The sequence below is a fragment of the Emticicia soli genome (assembly GCF_037860775.1).
GTDB lineage: Bacteria > Bacteroidota > Bacteroidia > Cytophagales > Spirosomataceae > Emticicia > Emticicia soli.
The window spans coordinates 433575-448934 of sequence record NZ_JBBEWC010000005.1 but is presented as its reverse complement, the minus strand read 5'-3'; the positions used below and the strand labels follow the sequence as shown (position 1 = coordinate 448934).

At 38.0% G+C, this 15360-nt stretch carries 12 protein-coding genes; 2 read left to right on the top strand and 10 right to left on the bottom strand.

Features of this window, described 5'->3' with window-relative positions; translation table 11 throughout:
- Positions 1 to 103: 103 nt before the first annotated feature.
- The 4 genes from WAE64_RS09905 to WAE64_RS09890 form a co-directional block, all read right to left on the bottom strand.
- On the bottom strand, positions 104 to 1333 hold the full coding sequence (locus WAE64_RS09905; protein ID WP_340236205.1) for a sterol desaturase family protein: 1230 nt from the start codon (positions 1331 to 1333) through the stop codon (positions 104 to 106).
- 423 nt (positions 1334 to 1756) lie between these two features.
- A complete protein-coding gene (locus tag WAE64_RS09900; RefSeq protein ID WP_340236204.1) occupies positions 1757 to 3220 on the bottom strand; it encodes an MBOAT family O-acyltransferase in 1464 nt (487 codons plus the stop codon).
- Between the two features lie 39 nt (positions 3221 to 3259).
- Positions 3260 to 4225, bottom strand: a complete 966-nt coding sequence (locus tag WAE64_RS09895; RefSeq protein WP_340236203.1) for a hypothetical protein — start codon at positions 4223 to 4225, stop codon at positions 3260 to 3262.
- A 5-nt stretch (positions 4226 to 4230) separates the two neighbouring features.
- The gene (locus WAE64_RS09890; protein ID WP_340236202.1) at positions 4231 to 5187 is read right to left on the bottom strand and encodes a hypothetical protein; all 957 of its coding nucleotides are present in this window, start codon (positions 5185 to 5187) and stop codon (positions 4231 to 4233) included.
- Positions 5188 to 5352: 165 nt separating this feature from the next.
- On the opposite strand from WAE64_RS09890, the gene WAE64_RS09885 reads away from it, so the two are divergent.
- Positions 5353 to 6573, top strand: coding sequence for an ABC transporter permease (locus tag WAE64_RS09885; protein WP_340236201.1), 1221 nt, complete (start codon positions 5353 to 5355; stop codon positions 6571 to 6573).
- A gap of 1 nt (position 6574) precedes the next feature.
- Here the strand turns inward: WAE64_RS09885 and WAE64_RS09880 are convergent, their stop codons facing one another.
- The 6 genes from WAE64_RS09880 to rbfA form a co-directional block, all read right to left on the bottom strand.
- Positions 6575 to 6934, bottom strand: a complete 360-nt coding sequence (locus WAE64_RS09880) for a hypothetical protein (protein WP_340236200.1) — start codon at positions 6932 to 6934, stop codon at positions 6575 to 6577.
- A 152-nt stretch (positions 6935 to 7086) separates the two neighbouring features.
- Complete coding sequence (locus WAE64_RS09875; RefSeq protein ID WP_340236199.1) at positions 7087 to 8295, bottom strand: nucleoside permease; 1209 nt, start codon at positions 8293 to 8295, stop codon at positions 7087 to 7089.
- A gap of 61 nt (positions 8296 to 8356) precedes the next feature.
- A complete protein-coding gene (locus tag WAE64_RS09870) occupies positions 8357 to 9379 on the bottom strand; it encodes an SPASM domain-containing protein (RefSeq protein WP_340236198.1) in 1023 nt (340 codons plus the stop codon).
- Between the two features lie 41 nt (positions 9380 to 9420).
- A complete protein-coding gene (locus tag WAE64_RS09865) occupies positions 9421 to 11934 on the bottom strand; it encodes a M1 family aminopeptidase (protein WP_340236197.1) in 2514 nt (837 codons plus the stop codon).
- Between the two features lie 196 nt (positions 11935 to 12130).
- Positions 12131 to 13336, bottom strand: a complete 1206-nt coding sequence (locus WAE64_RS09860; RefSeq protein WP_340236196.1) for an ABC transporter permease — start codon at positions 13334 to 13336, stop codon at positions 12131 to 12133.
- Positions 13337 to 13374: 38 nt separating this feature from the next.
- Positions 13375 to 13755, bottom strand: coding sequence for a 30S ribosome-binding factor RbfA (rbfA, locus tag WAE64_RS09855; RefSeq protein ID WP_340236195.1), 381 nt, complete (start codon positions 13753 to 13755; stop codon positions 13375 to 13377).
- 162 nt (positions 13756 to 13917) lie between these two features.
- Here rbfA and WAE64_RS09850 point away from each other — a divergent pair, with 162 nt between their 5' ends.
- Positions 13918 to 15327: a hypothetical protein gene (locus WAE64_RS09850; RefSeq protein WP_340236194.1), complete on the top strand. Its 1410-nt coding sequence runs from the start codon at positions 13918 to 13920 to the stop codon at positions 15325 to 15327.
- Positions 15328 to 15360: the final 33 nt, after the last annotated feature.

Genomic DNA, 15360 nt, shown 5'->3' with positions numbered 1-15360 from the left:
GAGAAACGTTAGTTTTTAGTTGGAAAATTGTGCTTGGCTAGAAACTAACCAAGCTAATTTGACAACCATAACCTATTACGATGAATAAAAAATTACAATCTATTTAAACACTTTTCAGTATCTTTCTTTTGCCATAAATGAGCCTTAAATATAGCTTTTGCAAGTTGGAAAAATAAGCCAGACTCACTATAAGTAATACTATTGACATACCAATAAGCGTGGGATTGGGGAAATAATAAAATGTGGTAATTGTTATAAGGCTTGCTCGTATAAACTCAAGATAAAAAACCCATCGCCTTTGCTCTAAAATAGCCCCACAGTTTATAAGTGTTACAAGTATAAAGAGAGCTATCATGGTTTGTAAGAAAAACGCTATGTAATGCTCAAAAAATAATAACAAGAATAAAGCGGTGACAGTAAAGGCTATCTGGACAATTACATACTTGCGGAACTTGGTGGTATGTGCTTTTACTTTTCTGACCGATAAGAATCTTTTTTCGGCCTTTGCACGCATTTCGGGGTCAAACTCAGAGGGTTTTCCGAATATTACTTTTAGTTTGTTCCAGAATCCTTTTTGTTCTTTAGCAGCATAGGCAATCTCAACCAGAAAATGGAAATGCTGCCATAAAAAACTATAACTACCCAGTTGTTTGGTAAGGCCAAAAGTGGGTTCTTCTTTTTCTTCGGCAAAAGTTCCGAAAAGTTTATCCCAGATAATGAACATATCGCCATAGTTTTTATCCAGATATTGCTCATTGCTTGCATGGTGCACCCTATGGTGTGACGGCGTTACGATAATGTATTCTAGTATTCCTAATTTACCTATCAAACGAGTATGTGTAAAAAATGGATACAGACCATGCACAAGTAAAATAGTGGTTATCATTTCTGCCGGAAATCCAATAACAGGTAATACCGACCAGAAAGATGTACGAACAAGGGCCTGAAAAATAGTAATACGGGTAGCGGCTGTATAATTAAACTCTTCGCTCGTGTGATGCACCACATGAAACCCCCAGAAGAGATTGATTTCGTGCCCAAATCTGTGGTACCAATACCAAAGAAAATCGGTGGCAAGTAATAGCGCAATCCACAATAAAATACTTGGTTGAATATCAAAAATAGCAAAATGCGTGTGCAGGTAATCATAAAAAAAATAAAACCCACCTGCTGCAAATAAATCGATTAAACGCTCGGCAATACCCACATTGATATTGGCAATTGAGCTATTAAATTTAAAATAATCTTTTCCTTGCTTTTTGGCTATATAATATTCGAGCCAAATAAAAAATAAAAAGAAAGGAACAGCGAGTGCTAAATAATTCAAAATCATTATCAATGAGGATTAAGCCATGCTTGTGCTAAAATACTGAACCTTATTAATGTGTTGTCGTGAGTGGTGTCGAACCACTTAAAAGAGTTTATGAGACTCTCCGTCTTCCAATCAAGACACACGACCGTGGTGTCAAACAAAAGTAGGTATGTCCTATTTGTTGATGACTATTTGATTCTGTTACAAAGTAAAATATATATAATCTACCAAACAAGTAGATTAATAAAAATATTTTTCTTGTCTTGAACTGTGATTGACCTGATTTTATGATTACTCTGATTTTCTGCAAATTGACAATAGGACTTATCAATAAAAAAGACGGAGATTATCCGTCTTTTTTATACTATGCATTTGATCTTTGTATTACATAAAATTCAGGTCAATCATAAAATCAGGTCAATCACAGTTCAAGACAAACATTCATCAAAACTGAAAATAGATAAATTGTGCCGGAGAATCGAAGACGCCAAGAATGAAAAACATCATGATAAACAAGTAATAAATACCCCAACGGATAATTGTTGGTTTATTACTTATCCACTCACGCATACTTTTACCACGCTGCATGTAATGAATTACCTCCATAAATATGATTAAAGCAATGGCAAGAAAGAACTCTTTAGCTCCTTTATCTAAAAACACATACTGCGAAATATAATCGAGATGCATGAACTCAGACAATGAAGGCAAACCTGTGAAAAGATGCGTAACCAAATGCCATGTCCAGCTTAATTCAAGGTAAGTTCCTCTGAAAAATATCCAGGCAAATGCGACTAAAGCAAAGGTGATTGAAACTTGTATTATTTTAAACAAGAAAGGCACTTTAGTGATACCAGTAATTTTATTGATAAAATTACGAGGCTTGGCCAATACTATGGCAGCTATCAGATAAAAACCATGTAAAGCACCCCAGATAATAAAATTCCAGTTTGCTCCGTGCCACAAACCACTCATAGTAAATACAAAAAACAGGTTAAAATAACGTCGATAGGTGCTTACTCTATTTCCTCCAAGCGGAATATACAAATAATCACGGAACCAGCCCGATAGTGAAATATGCCATCTACGCCAGAACTCTGAAATACTCTTCGAAAAATAAGGTCGGTCGAAGTTTTTCATCAGCTCAAAGCCCATTACTTTTGCCGAGCCAATGGCAATATCAGAGTAACCCGAGAAATCGCAATAAATCTGGAAACAGAAGAAGATGGTCGCCACTATAATCGGAATCCCCTGATAATCAAGCGGGTGGTCATAAACCTTATCAACAAAAAGTGCCAACCGGTCGGCTATTACTACTTTTTTAAACAAACCCCAGGCCATCAGTTTCAAGCCACTTGTTACCCTGTCGTAATCGAAAGTGTGTTTTGTGTAAAACTGATGCAATATATTCTGTGGCCGCTCAATAGGCCCTGCTACTAATTGTGGATAAAACATCACATATAATGAGTAAATCCCAAAATGACGCTCGGCTTTCTGATTCCCTCTGTAAACCTCAATAGTGTAGCTCATAGCCTGAAAGGTATGAAACGATAAGCCAATGGGCAATAGAATCTTAAGCATAGGCAAGCGGGCAAGCCCGGCCTCTCCTATTGCAAGCGTAAAGAAATTATAATACTTAAACACCGCTAGCACCCCAATATTGGCTATCAAACTCATTACCAGATACCACTTTCGTCTTCGTCCTTCCGACTGCTCAATCAATATCCCTGCGAAATAATCAATTACGATAGTAAAACCCAGTATCAGAATATACTCAGGCTTAAAAAACATATAAAAATAGCAACTAGTAGCCAACAACCACCACCAGCGATGCTTATGCTGAAGTAGAAAATAAACAAGTGTTACAATCGGAAAAAAAATCGCAAACTCTATCGAATTAAATATCATATCGAAAAAATGTGAATAAGCAAATGTGTGTAAATCAGGTTAACGTTTAGTTTGGGTCTGTTTATATAGCTCCAGTATCTGCTCGGTGTTATGGTCTCTGCCTGCTGGCTTTAAATGGTAAAACGAATCAAAGAAAGAGCTATCTTTTCTTACAAAATCTTTGGCTGTTCCCAGTATGTTACAATTCAGTTTTTCGTTCAATTGTTTTTCAACAGACTCAACAGCCACTTTACCATAATTATAAGTAGACTCGGCCAAAGGCGGAAAAACATAATAAACCTCTGCCCCTCTTTTGCGTACTTCGCCTACAAAATAATTAAGGTCATCAATCTGCTTTGAATAATTAATTGGCGCTCTCGGAAACAGAAAAAAATCAACTTTTTTAGGCGTATTGTTTACATGACTTATAATATCCCCTTTCGGCGAAAAAGCACTTCTGAAATAAACCGAGGTATTATCTTCAATATTTGCATTAACGGCATCGTTTTTTGAAAACACATTCCAGAATAACTTGCTTACATTAGCCAGTTTGTGTTTTACCCTATGCCCTATGAAATCGACAATTGTGGTGTCTTTTTCTATATAAATACTTCCTTCGGGGTAATAATCAACTGCCGAATAAATTACCTGCGGCGTACTGTATTTTTCAATATCGTACTCGGTACTTACAAATACCTTATCGCCTTTTTTTACTTCTTTCAGGGCATCGTTCAGTAAAAAATAAGTACCCAATGGGGCAATAAATGACATATTCACCACAGGCAAGTCCAGATTTTTTTGCAGGCTATCGCTGTTAATTCCAAACGAACCGCTCGAGCCACCCACCCACAAAACCTTTGGTGAGGGCGTTTTTTGTGCAAGTGCGTGTTTATCGTTAAGCATTCCACCCAGATACTCATATGGGTAGGTTTGGGCTATGTATATTTTGTTAAATACCCACACAGAGCCAATAATTATGGCTCCTAGTAAAAATACCTTATATATAAATTTCTTTGTACCTGTCATTCAGCTTAATGGGCATTTTTTAATAAATCAATCAGTTTTTGTGTACGAATATCACGGCCTTTGACATTGAGGTGGTAGACCATATCCTGACACAAACTATCGGCAAAAACAAAATCCTGTAGTTTGCCTAAAATCGGAAACTTAGCCTCTTCCCTTAGTTCTTTATCCAGTTTATTGATAATTTCCTTCTCCTGTTCATAGCTCGACTGTGCATAAGACGGATACGAATAATAAACCTTCACGCCTTTCTTTTGCATTTTTTCATAAAAGGCATTCATATCGGCAATGGCCAGATGCATACTTATTTTATCGTTAATTACAGCCGGAGGGATATGCTTTAGCGGAGGATTATTAAGATGACTAATCAAATCTCCATATTGGTTTATGGCCTTTCTGAAAAAAATACTTGTTGTGTCTTCTACTGTTGGGTGAGAGTCGTCATTGCCAACTAATCTGTCAAGCGTTATTTTGAAGTTCGAAATACGTACCCTTGCTTGCTCACTCAGATATTGAGCAATATCTGTATAGGTAAACCATTCGTTTGCCTTCGGGAAAACCTTGGCCATTTGTATTTTTTCGCCAATATTGCCTTGGGTTTCTATAATGTATTCAAAGCCCATTATCACCGTATCACCTTTATGGAGTTCGTCCTGAATCTGGCGTAGCATAAAATCAGTGCCGTAGTCGTAGTGCATAGCCATGTTTACGGTTGGTTTCTCAAAGCTCTTTTCAATCATTTCGCTATTGATACCATAGGCAAAGTTTGAGCCTGCAATCAGCACTATTTTAGGCGAAGGCAAAGACTGAAGTCTATCGTATTTTTCTATAATACTGGCAGTATAAGATATTTCTAAGTTTCTTTCGGCGTATGGGTTAAACTGATACAATATTTCCAGGGTTCCTAGGGTCAACAAACCTAAAAGAAAGACCTTAAATAAAAATACTTTAGTTTTATGATGCATGAACAATATCTTTTAGACCATCACTATGGCCTTTCACAATAAATAGCTTTACGTTAATGTTAATGGTATTTGTATCGTTGTAAAGCAAAAAATGATAGTTTTGTAAAAATCTTTTGTCATTTCAACGATAATCGGCATTGAGCCGGGCTTGTATCACAAAAACACATGAATTTATCCCGCTTTATCTCGCAGCGTATTCAAAAAACAAAATCAGAGTCTTTTACTTCTACGGTTGTTAAGGTCGGCATAGCAAGTATTGCCATTGGGCTTGCCGTTATGATTATCTCTTTTGCAATACTTGTGGGGTACAAACAAGCGATCAAAGATAAACTATTCAGCCTTAGCTCTCATATACAAGTCAGCAAAATTACACTGAATCAGTCGTATGAAGAAACACCAATGCCAATAAAAACAAATTTTTATAATAATTACCGTCAAACCAGCAAAATAAGGCACGTTCAGGCCGTGGGAAACAAGGCCGGAATGCTTAAATCGAGCGAAGAACTGGCCGGAATCATTATTAAAGGGGTTGGCAAAGACTACGACTGGCAGACATTCTCACAGAATCTGATAGAAGGAAAAAGAATTACATTTGCCGATACGAGCTTTTCGAACGAAGTAATTATCAGTAAAAGAATAGCCACCCGACTAAAAATAAAACTCTCTGACGATGTACTGATTTATTTCATTCAGAACCCGCCTAGAGTCAGAAAAGTAAAAGTGGTAGGCATTTACGAAACCGGATTGGAGGAGTTTGACAAAAACCATATCATAGGCGATTTGGCCTTGGTGCAAAAAATGAACGAGTGGGATAACAATACCTGCGGGCACTACGAGATTTTTCTGAAGAATTTTGATGATTTAGATGAAACAACAGCAGTAGTAACAAACGAAATTAATCAGGATATGAGAGCTACCAAGATAACCGATATGTTTCCGGCTATTTTTGACTGGTTGAGCCTGCTCGATAAAAATATTCTGATTGTATTGGGCTTGATTCTGGTTGTGGCTTGTTTTAATATGATTTCGGTGCTATTGGTGATGATGATGGAACGCACACCAATGATTGGGATGTTGAAAGCCTTGGGTTCTGACAATACTCAGATACGCAAAATATTTGTTTTCAACGGGCTGAATATTATTCTGAAAGGCATACTCTACGGTAACCTTATAGGTATTGGTCTAGGTTTGATTCAGTACTATTTCAAAGTAATTCCGCTTGACCCTGAGAATTATTACATCAGCTATGTACCTATTGAGTGGGACTGGTTCATTATAATGCTGCTGAATGTAGCCACTGTACTACTGATATTGGCTGTGATAACTATCCCAACCCTGATAGTATCTAAAATGAGAGTGGTTGAAGCGCTGAAATTTAAAGAATAGGCTATTGGTAGAAATACTGCTTACGCTTAAATACCAGCGTATCAAGCGTTTTGGCATTGACTAATTCGATTCTTCTGCACTCGTTTGAAAGAATGAAGTAATCTATTTTATATCGTGGCTTTACAATTTTAGAGTTATTTTGGTCTTCTATTGTAAAATATACGCTTAGGGTATCAATCTTGCTATTTTTCCAAGAATTTATATGCACATCTTTACCAAATACCTGTGTCAGGTACTCGTTCTGTAAAGTGGCGGTAGTATTATCAGAATAAAAACGCCAGATAAATTTCTTATCGTTGCTTGTTACTTTCCACTTACCGATAAAGTTTTTGCTGCGGTCTTCCCTCAATTTACAATTCATATCATCTAATGAATGTAGAGTACTACAAGAAGATGTCACGAGCAGAATGATAAATAAAACACCAGTCAGTTTCATAGAACGCTGAAAAAACAATTTCCTTATGAGCCCTAGAGCCCATAAGGAAATCAGATATAATTAATCTACGCCCATAATTAAGCTTTAGCTTTACGGGTGTTATCTTTAAATACCAAAACAAAAAGTACTAATACTACTGCTGCAATACCAGCCGGAATCATCCATACGCCTTGCCAGTTATGTACAATATTACCTGCAGCATCTTTTGTTGTGTAGAAATCAAGTACTCGGCCCGATATTACCGAACCAATACCCATACCTACACCATAAGTTGCCAAAGTAATAAGTCCTTGCGCTGAGTTTTTGATTTTCTCTCCGGCTTTGTTATCTGTATAAATCTGACCTGTTACAAAGAAAAAGTCATAACATACACCGTGTAGAACAATGGCTAGGTACAACACCCACTCAGATGAAATACCATCACCGTAACCGAAACAGATGAAACGGATAATCCAGGCTACAAGCCCAACTATCAACATTTTCTTGATTCCGAAACGTGTTAAAGCAAAAGGAATCAAAAGCATAAATAATACCTCTGATACCTGCCCTAATGACATTTTGTTTTCAACGTTTGTCATGTTCGATTCTGTTAGCGACAAGTTAGCATGTGCATAATAGAACGAAAGCGGAATACAAACCAGAATTGAGCTAATGAAGAAAATCAAAAACGAACGGTCTTTGAAAAGTACAAAAGCATCGGTTCCTAATACTTGTCCGAACGAAGTTGCTGTTGTTGCTTTTGGTGGTGTGTTTGGTAATGTAAATGCAAAAACGCCCCACACTAAAGAAGTAAACATGGCAATCTGGAAGATAGTTACTTTATCCCCAACGCCATAGAAACCAATAATGTTTGTTACCACAATCCAGGCGATAGTACCCATTACACGAATAGACGGAAACTCTTTTTCAGGGTTTTTCATCTGATTCATTGCAATTGAGCTCGACAAAGCAAGGTTTGGCGCAAACGTAAGCGTATATGCTAAAATATACCAGAAAAACACATCAGGGTCTTTCTCCTGAACAAGAAAATAAAGAATTGCCGCACCTAATAAGTTTAAAACACCCATTACTTTTTGGGCAGAAAAAAAACGGTCTGCAACCATACCCATAAAGAAAGGAGCAACAATAGAAGCGATTGAGAAAGTGGCATAAGCCAGACCAATCTGGTCGCCGGAAGCATTAAGAGAAGTGAAAAGGTATTTGCCCATTTGTCCATACCATGAACCCCAGGTGATAAACATGAGGAACATCATGAGCATAAGTTTTACTCTTACTGAAATATTCATAGAGGTTCGGTTGGTTAAAAAATAAAAATCTGGGCAAATCTATAAAATGAAAGCCGAATTATCAACCCCAAACTTTTGTACCCTCAGTGCAATTTTTGCACATTTCTATTTCCGAACGTGAGCGAATAAGCGATTGGCGAAAATCGGTATAAGGTTGGCTGTTCCAGAGCGTCTGAAAATTATCATTTTTCAGGTCACCGAGCCTATACTCTCCGTCTTTATCAAAGCAGCATGGCACCACTAGGCCGTCCCATGTTATTACGCATGAATGCCACATTTTCCAGCAATGGTCAAGCAGTTTGTTCTTGATTTTATAAGTACCATCGGTCTGTTGGGCATAGCGGGCATATTTATCAATAGTTGGTATCAGGTCTGAGCCATTTTCGTAGTCGTATATCTGCGCAGTTTTAAAAGCAATTTCATCAACGCCTATTTCCTTGGTCAACTGCTTGGCCTCTTCCATTTGGTGCTCGTTTGGCTTAACTACCAGAAACTGAAAAATAACATGAGGAGTTGAAGATTTCAGTTCTTTTTTCCATTTAACAATATTCTTCGCTCCTTCAATCACTTTCGATAAATTACCCCCTACCCTATATTGCTCGTATACATCTTGTGTAGTGCCATCAATAGAAATTATCATACGGTCGAGGCCAGATTCTACTGTGCGTTTTGCATTGGCATCGCTCAGGTAATGGGCGTTAGTAGATGTTGCCGTATAAATACCCTTTTGTGAAGCATATTTTACTAAGTCCAGAAATTTAGGGTGCAAATATGGTTCGCCTTGAAAGTAAAAAATAAGGTATAGGAGCGTTTCCGAAAGTTCATCAATGGTTTGTTTGAAGAGTTTTTCTTCTAGCATACCCGTTGGACGGGTGAAACTTCTTAATCCACTTGGGCACTCAGGGCAACGCAGGTTGCATGAGGTAGTAGGCTCAATAGAGATAGCAATTGGCAAACCCCTATGAACAGGCTTTCCGGTTATTTTCGACTCCACATAGCTCGACACATTCTTTAAAGCATTCCAAGCACGGGCAGGCGTTACTTTAGAGAAAAAATTGAGCCCATCTTTCAGATTTCTGTTCATGGCAAATAGCTGTGCGTTGGGTGATAGATTTACAAAACAGCTTATAAATCTTTGTATTGCTGATACACTCTCTGCAAACGTTCGTCTTTTTCGGTATTAATAGCCTCTTTCAATATTTCCTTTACTTCTGGCAAATCTGTCAGCAATGCAAGGGTTTGAAATGCCGCAAAACGCACATAAAACTGTGTATCTTTTAAAACAACTTTCTTTAAAAAAGGTAAACTCTTCTTCTGAACATCAGGTGTAGATTTTACCAGATATGTACCAAAAATACCTAACACCTGATATAGGTCTCCGCCTCCCATTTTTGTAAGACGCTCCATAAACCAATCGAACTTTTCGGGAGAGGCTTCTTCGGCGAAATAGCCTGCCACCGCCGAGAAAATAGAAGTGTTGTACGACTGCTCGAATTGCTTGGCAAGCTCTGCTGCATCAGATGGCTTGCTTGCAAATATGGCTTCAAGTGCAGCTGCCTGTACCGTGTAAGAAGTATCTCTAAGTGCCGTACGGAACAATTTATCATTTTGTGCATTCTGGAAACCTTTCATGGCAATAATAGCATCGGCTCTTACATAAGAGCGTTCATCGCTTTGCACACGGCTTTGCAGGGCTCTTTCTACTTCCAGAAAATCGTCTCCGTCGTAATCATACAATTTCTGCACGGCAAGCTGTCTTACACGCCAGAATTTATCTTTTGTAGCATCAATCAATGCCTTGCGAACATCTTTATCAAAAACTACAGGATTTGTAGCTAAGCTATCGTCAGGCACATAAGTCAGCACTTCAAGTGCAATCAAGCGGGCAGGCACACGCTCGGCGTGGTAGTATTGGTATATATATTCTTCTTTTGTTTTCTGAAACAGCACTCTGCCAACCAATACATTTTCGGGGTCGAGCAATACCAGTTGAGGCGCAGATGCCAGATTCCATTCAAAACTTTGCGAAGCCTTATCTACCAGAATCTCGTGCGTAGTTTTCTGATTATTAGCCCAAACCTCCACTTGCAAAGGTAATCGATAAATAGGTGAATAAGTTGTATCTTGTATCTGGCTGATATTCAGTTTTAACTTACCATTGGTATATTCTTGGGTAACCTGTAAATCAGGGTGGCCGGGTTTCAAGAACCACTGGTCGAAAAACCATTTCAGGTCTTCGCCTGTTACAGATTCAAAAGCTAACCTTAACTGGTCTATTTCGCCTGTTTTAAAGGCATTCTGGGTCAGATATAGTTTTAACGAAGCAAAGAAAGCCTCATCGCCTACCTGTTTTCTTAACAGATGTAAGATTCGGCCACCCTTGGCATAAGAGTGTGAATCGAACATATCTTCTTTATCTTTATAACGGTATCTGATTAAGGGCTCTTTTTTCTCCTGTGCCTCGCTGAAATATTGGTTAAACGCAATATAAGCCACCAAATCGGCTTCGTCTTGCCCATATTTATGCGCCGACCATAGGTATTCTGAATAATTAGCAAAAGACTCATTCAGCGGCAGATTCGACCACGACTCACAAGTAACCAAATCACCAAACCAATGGTGAAATAGCTCGTGGGCAATTACGCCATCATCGTTATCGTCAACTAATTGTTTATTATCTTTCTGTATAAAATCACCGTGTATGGTGGCCGTTGTGTTCTCCATTGCCCCCGATACATAGTCTCTCACGGCAATTTGTGAATACTTATCCCATTGATATTTTACGCCGAGAATGTTCTCAAAATAGCTTATCATTTCGGGTGTTCGCCCGAATATATTCATGGCGTATTTTTCAAACTGTGGTTCTACATAATAACTAACCTCAAAGTTTTTATAATTAGGGTCAACTACTTTTCTGAAATCGCCAACGGCTATCATTGTCAGGTAGGGCGCTGCCGGTTTGTCTTGTTTCCAGTAGTCAGTTCTTGTTCCGTCTGAATTTACTTTCGACGAAATTAACTTACCATTCGATAAGGTAAGAAATTTTGCATCAACTGAAGGTTTATCTAAAGTAATATAGATTTCGAGTGTAGTTTTCTGATTAGGGGCATCGATGGTAGGAAACCAGCACGAATTAGCCTCTGTTTCGCCTTGTGTCCATATTTGTCTTGGCTTATCGCCATCTTTTCCGTCTGGATTGATAAAATATAATCCTTTGTCGGCTGTAATAGCTGCGCTGCCACCTTGCGGTAGTTCGTTTGGTTTGGCAATATATAATATCTGTACCTGCGCCGAATCTTTTCGGGTAAGGGTTTGACCTAAATCTATTTTCAGTACTTGCTTGTCGTAGTCAAATTTCAGTTCCTTGCCTTTCATTCTCACCATCTGAATATCAAAACCCTTGGCATCTAGCTCAAGCGTATTTTGCGGATAAAAATGTGGTCTGAAAGTAATTGTAGCTACACCTGTCATGTGTTGTTTGGCCCAATTGGGTCTCAACTCAAGTTTGGTATGAATCAGGTCATTTTTCTTTGTACGCTCAGGGTTATATTTTCCTTGCGTGGGTGCAATACGAGTAGGTTCTTGTGCCCAGGCAGTTACAGCAAAGCAGATTAGTATAAGTGAACATAGCAAACGCATATATCTCAGAATTTAGTGATTTAGTAATTTTGATATAGCGGATTTATCAAGGTTCAAGAAAAACCGAAATTTGTATTGAGTAGAGACAGGGCAATGCCCTGTCTCTACGTGCACGTTCAATCTATAGAAAGAACATTTATGTCTTGAAACCTAATAAGCCGTATTATATAAGAAAATCATTAACGGTGTCCTTTTCTTAATACTCACTAGTAGCTCTCTTCGCCGGAAAATACGAAACTAAAAGCGTAATAATAATAACAGCGACGGCAGTAATCATGAAATCAGAAGGATTTATTTTTACCGGATATGCATCAACAACGGCGCTTTCCATGCCCATGCCTAACCAGCCGTATTCTGCCTGTGTAATGCAGAAAATAAAACCTAAAATAAGCCCTACAATTGTGCCGATAAAAGAAATAATTGCGCCTTCGCTAAAGAATATCTTTTTTATTAACGAATCATCGGCGCCCATCGCATACAAAGTTCGTACTTCTGCTTTTTTATCAATCACCAACATGGTGAGCGAGAAGAAAATATTAAACGATGCTACCCCGATAATAAATATTAAGGCTATAAATATAAACAACTTCTCGATTTTTATTGCCCTGAACAAATTCGCATTCTGTTCGTCCTGATTTTGTACCAGGTACGAGTCACCATAAATAGCTTTTATGGCATCTTGTACATCGTCTGAATCAGCGTTGGGCTTTAGTTGTACTTCTAAGGCTGTACGTTTATCGCCATATTCTGTTAGCTCTTGCGCAACGTGCAGCGGTACATACACATAATCATCATGAAACTGCTCAATGGCATATACTCCCGAAATATTAATGACTTTCTTATTAATGTTGTTTTCAGGAATAAGCGATAGTTTTTTCTGGTTTTTAGGATACCAGATTTCGAGCGGCTCCAGAATATTATCTAGCGAGATATTAAGTGCTCCGTACACATTACCGCCTATAAAGGCGTAATCGACATCATCTCTTTTCAATACAAAACTGCCTTCTACCAAAGAGCCTTTTAGGCGGCTGTTTTTCTCAAAATTGCTGTCAACACCTTTCAGTGTAACAACCATTTTACCATCTTCGTACATCACAAGGGCATTATCCTGAATCACCTCGCTAACATACTCAACTCCTTTTATTTGTTTTAGTTTGGCGAGTTTATCCTTTTCGATAGTAAACGCTTTTCCTTCTCTGGCTGATATTTTCAGGTCGGGGTCAATCGACTTAAATATGCTTCTGTTGAGGTCTTCAAGGCCATTGAAGACCGACAAAACCGCTACCGTTGCCATTGTACCAATACCGATGCCGAGCATCGACATAAAAGAAATGAAGTTGATAAAACTCTTTTTCTTTCTGGATAAAAAATAACGTCTGGCTATTAAAAAGGATAAATTCAAGGTGTTGTGATTTTAGTTTTTTCTATTGATACCAAGGTTTATTCTTCGTCTTCGTCCTCAGGCGGAGCAGGCGGAATAACAATACCAGCAAAAAGATTTTCTATCTTTTGCGCATATTCGGCTGTATCATCAATATAAAACTGTAAGTCGGGCACTATTCTAAGCTGGTGGCGCACACGTGTACCCAAGTGGTTTCTGATAGTTTTGCTATGCTCACGTATCGACTCCAGCAAACCTTCTTTGTCGGTAGTAAGCAAAAAGCTCAGATACACTCTTGCTAAGCTTAAATCGGGAGTAGTTTTTACATCAGTAATTGTGACGAAAGCCTTATCAAATACCTGTTTCATTTCTCTCTGAAAAATCTCTCCCAAATCTTTCTGTATTTGTTTGGCTACTTGTCTTTGTCTTTTCGATTCCATTGTGTTCTAATTCACTAAATATTATACAAATATCCGTACTATTTTCGGTTAAGTAAAGTACGAACAGCTTTAAAAATTATGTTTAACCCGCTAAATCCTATCTTTTTCTAAAATACTACATCAGTTTTTTCATAACTTTGCAAAAAATTAAACAGTACAGCCTTGCTAACGTTTTTCAGATTCAATACGCTTTTCCATATCTTATCCTTATTGTTGTTGGTGATTCTGCTAAAGTTGCCATTTCTGGGCGACAAACTGCCTATTTTATTGCCGGAATTAGAATGGATGTTGGTTGGAGAAAAAATCCATGACGGAAGTTTTCTCTATAAAGAGCTTTGGACCAACGTAGGTCCTTTATCGGCCTTTATTTATTGGCTTATTGATGTTTCGTTTGGCAGGGTTCAGTTTGCTTATGAATTCATCGCTATTTTAATTGTTTATTTCCAGGCATTATATTTTACTTTTACTTGTAATACCCGCCAGACTTTTCTCGAAAAAAACTATGCACCGGGTTTGGTTTATGCGTTACTAATGAGTTTATCGTTCGATATGAGCAAACTCTCTCCGGTTTTGCTGGCAACTACCTTTCTTCTTTTTGCTTTCAATAAAATTGTAAAACAAATGGAACGCCGAGAGGGTGTATCAGACGAGGTATTCGAAATTGGGCTTTATATTGGTATTGCGGTGTTGTTTCACCAACCATCAATGGTGTTCATTTTGTGGAGCACCTCTTGTCTTTTGTTCTTTACCAATGCTAATTTAAGACAACACTTCTTAGCCCTACTTGGTTTCGCTATTCCGTTATTTTTAGTTACGCTTTATTTTTATTTCAACGATAGCATCGACGAATTTCAATATAACTGGTTCAATGGTATTTTCAGAATCAAGCAATATAGCCTCGAAGATTTCAAGAGTGCGCTCTTAGCCATTACTATTCCAACCATATTGGCTTTCTTTGGTTTCTTACGCCAATCGCAGGCTTCTCGCTATAATAGTTATCAACAACGTACGCAGCAAATCATGTTACTATGGGCTGTGGTGGCTTTGCTGGCCTTGTTTCTTTCGCCAAATGTAGCGCCAATGCAATTCATTATTTTTATCCCTTGTTTTGCGTTTTTCGTTACCGGTTTCTTTCTGCATTTCAAAGGTGCGTTTTTCCCTGAGTTAACTTTTACAATTGTATTTACAATCATTATATTTGTGCAATATCAAGGGGCTACGCCAATTATAGGCAAGGGATTTGAACAACTTTCAGACATGAGAATACACCCTAAGCAATTACCTGAGCTTATGCAAGGACAAAAAATGCTGGTAATTGGCGAAAGAATTGATGAATATCAACTGGGGAAATCGGCAACTTGTTACCTAAATTGGGATTTATCAAAGATTGACCTTGAAAACCCTGATAACTACGAGAGTATCATTAATATATTCGATAATTTTAAGAAAGACCCTCCTACTATCATTATCGATAAACAAAACGTTGTGCCGAAGATTTTTAACCGTATTCCGGCTCTGGCAGTAGACTATAAAACAACCAACATAAAAGGAATATATCAGAGGAAGAATTAATTAAGTTTAAAGCTTCTTCTATTTCGTAAAATA

Bases quoted from the DNA above. Each gene is read 5' to 3' on its own strand.
- WAE64_RS09885 (WP_340236201.1), top strand. From the start codon at position 5,353: ATGAATTTATCCCGCTTTATCTCGCAGCGTATTCAAAAAACAAAATCA.
- WAE64_RS09905 (WP_340236205.1), bottom strand. From the start codon at position 1,333: ATGATTTTGAATTATTTAGCACTCGCTGTTCCTTTCTTTTTATTTTTT.
- WAE64_RS09870 (WP_340236198.1), bottom strand. From the start codon at position 9,379: ATGAACAGAAATCTGAAAGATGGGCTCAATTTTTTCTCTAAAGTAACG.
- WAE64_RS09880 (WP_340236200.1), bottom strand. From the start codon at position 6,934: ATGAATTGTAAATTGAGGGAAGACCGCAGCAAAAACTTTATCGGTAAG.
- WAE64_RS09895 (WP_340236203.1), bottom strand. From the start codon at position 4,225: ATGACAGGTACAAAGAAATTTATATATAAGGTATTTTTACTAGGAGCC.
- WAE64_RS09900 (WP_340236204.1), bottom strand. From the start codon at position 3,220: ATGATATTTAATTCGATAGAGTTTGCGATTTTTTTTCCGATTGTAACA.
- WAE64_RS09875 (WP_340236199.1), bottom strand. From the start codon at position 8,295: ATGAATATTTCAGTAAGAGTAAAACTTATGCTCATGATGTTCCTCATG.
- rbfA (WP_340236195.1), bottom strand. From the start codon at position 13,755: ATGGAATCGAAAAGACAAAGACAAGTAGCCAAACAAATACAGAAAGAT.
- WAE64_RS09865 (WP_340236197.1), bottom strand. From the start codon at position 11,934: ATGCGTTTGCTATGTTCACTTATACTAATCTGCTTTGCTGTAACTGCC.
- WAE64_RS09890 (WP_340236202.1), bottom strand. From the start codon at position 5,187: ATGCATCATAAAACTAAAGTATTTTTATTTAAGGTCTTTCTTTTAGGT.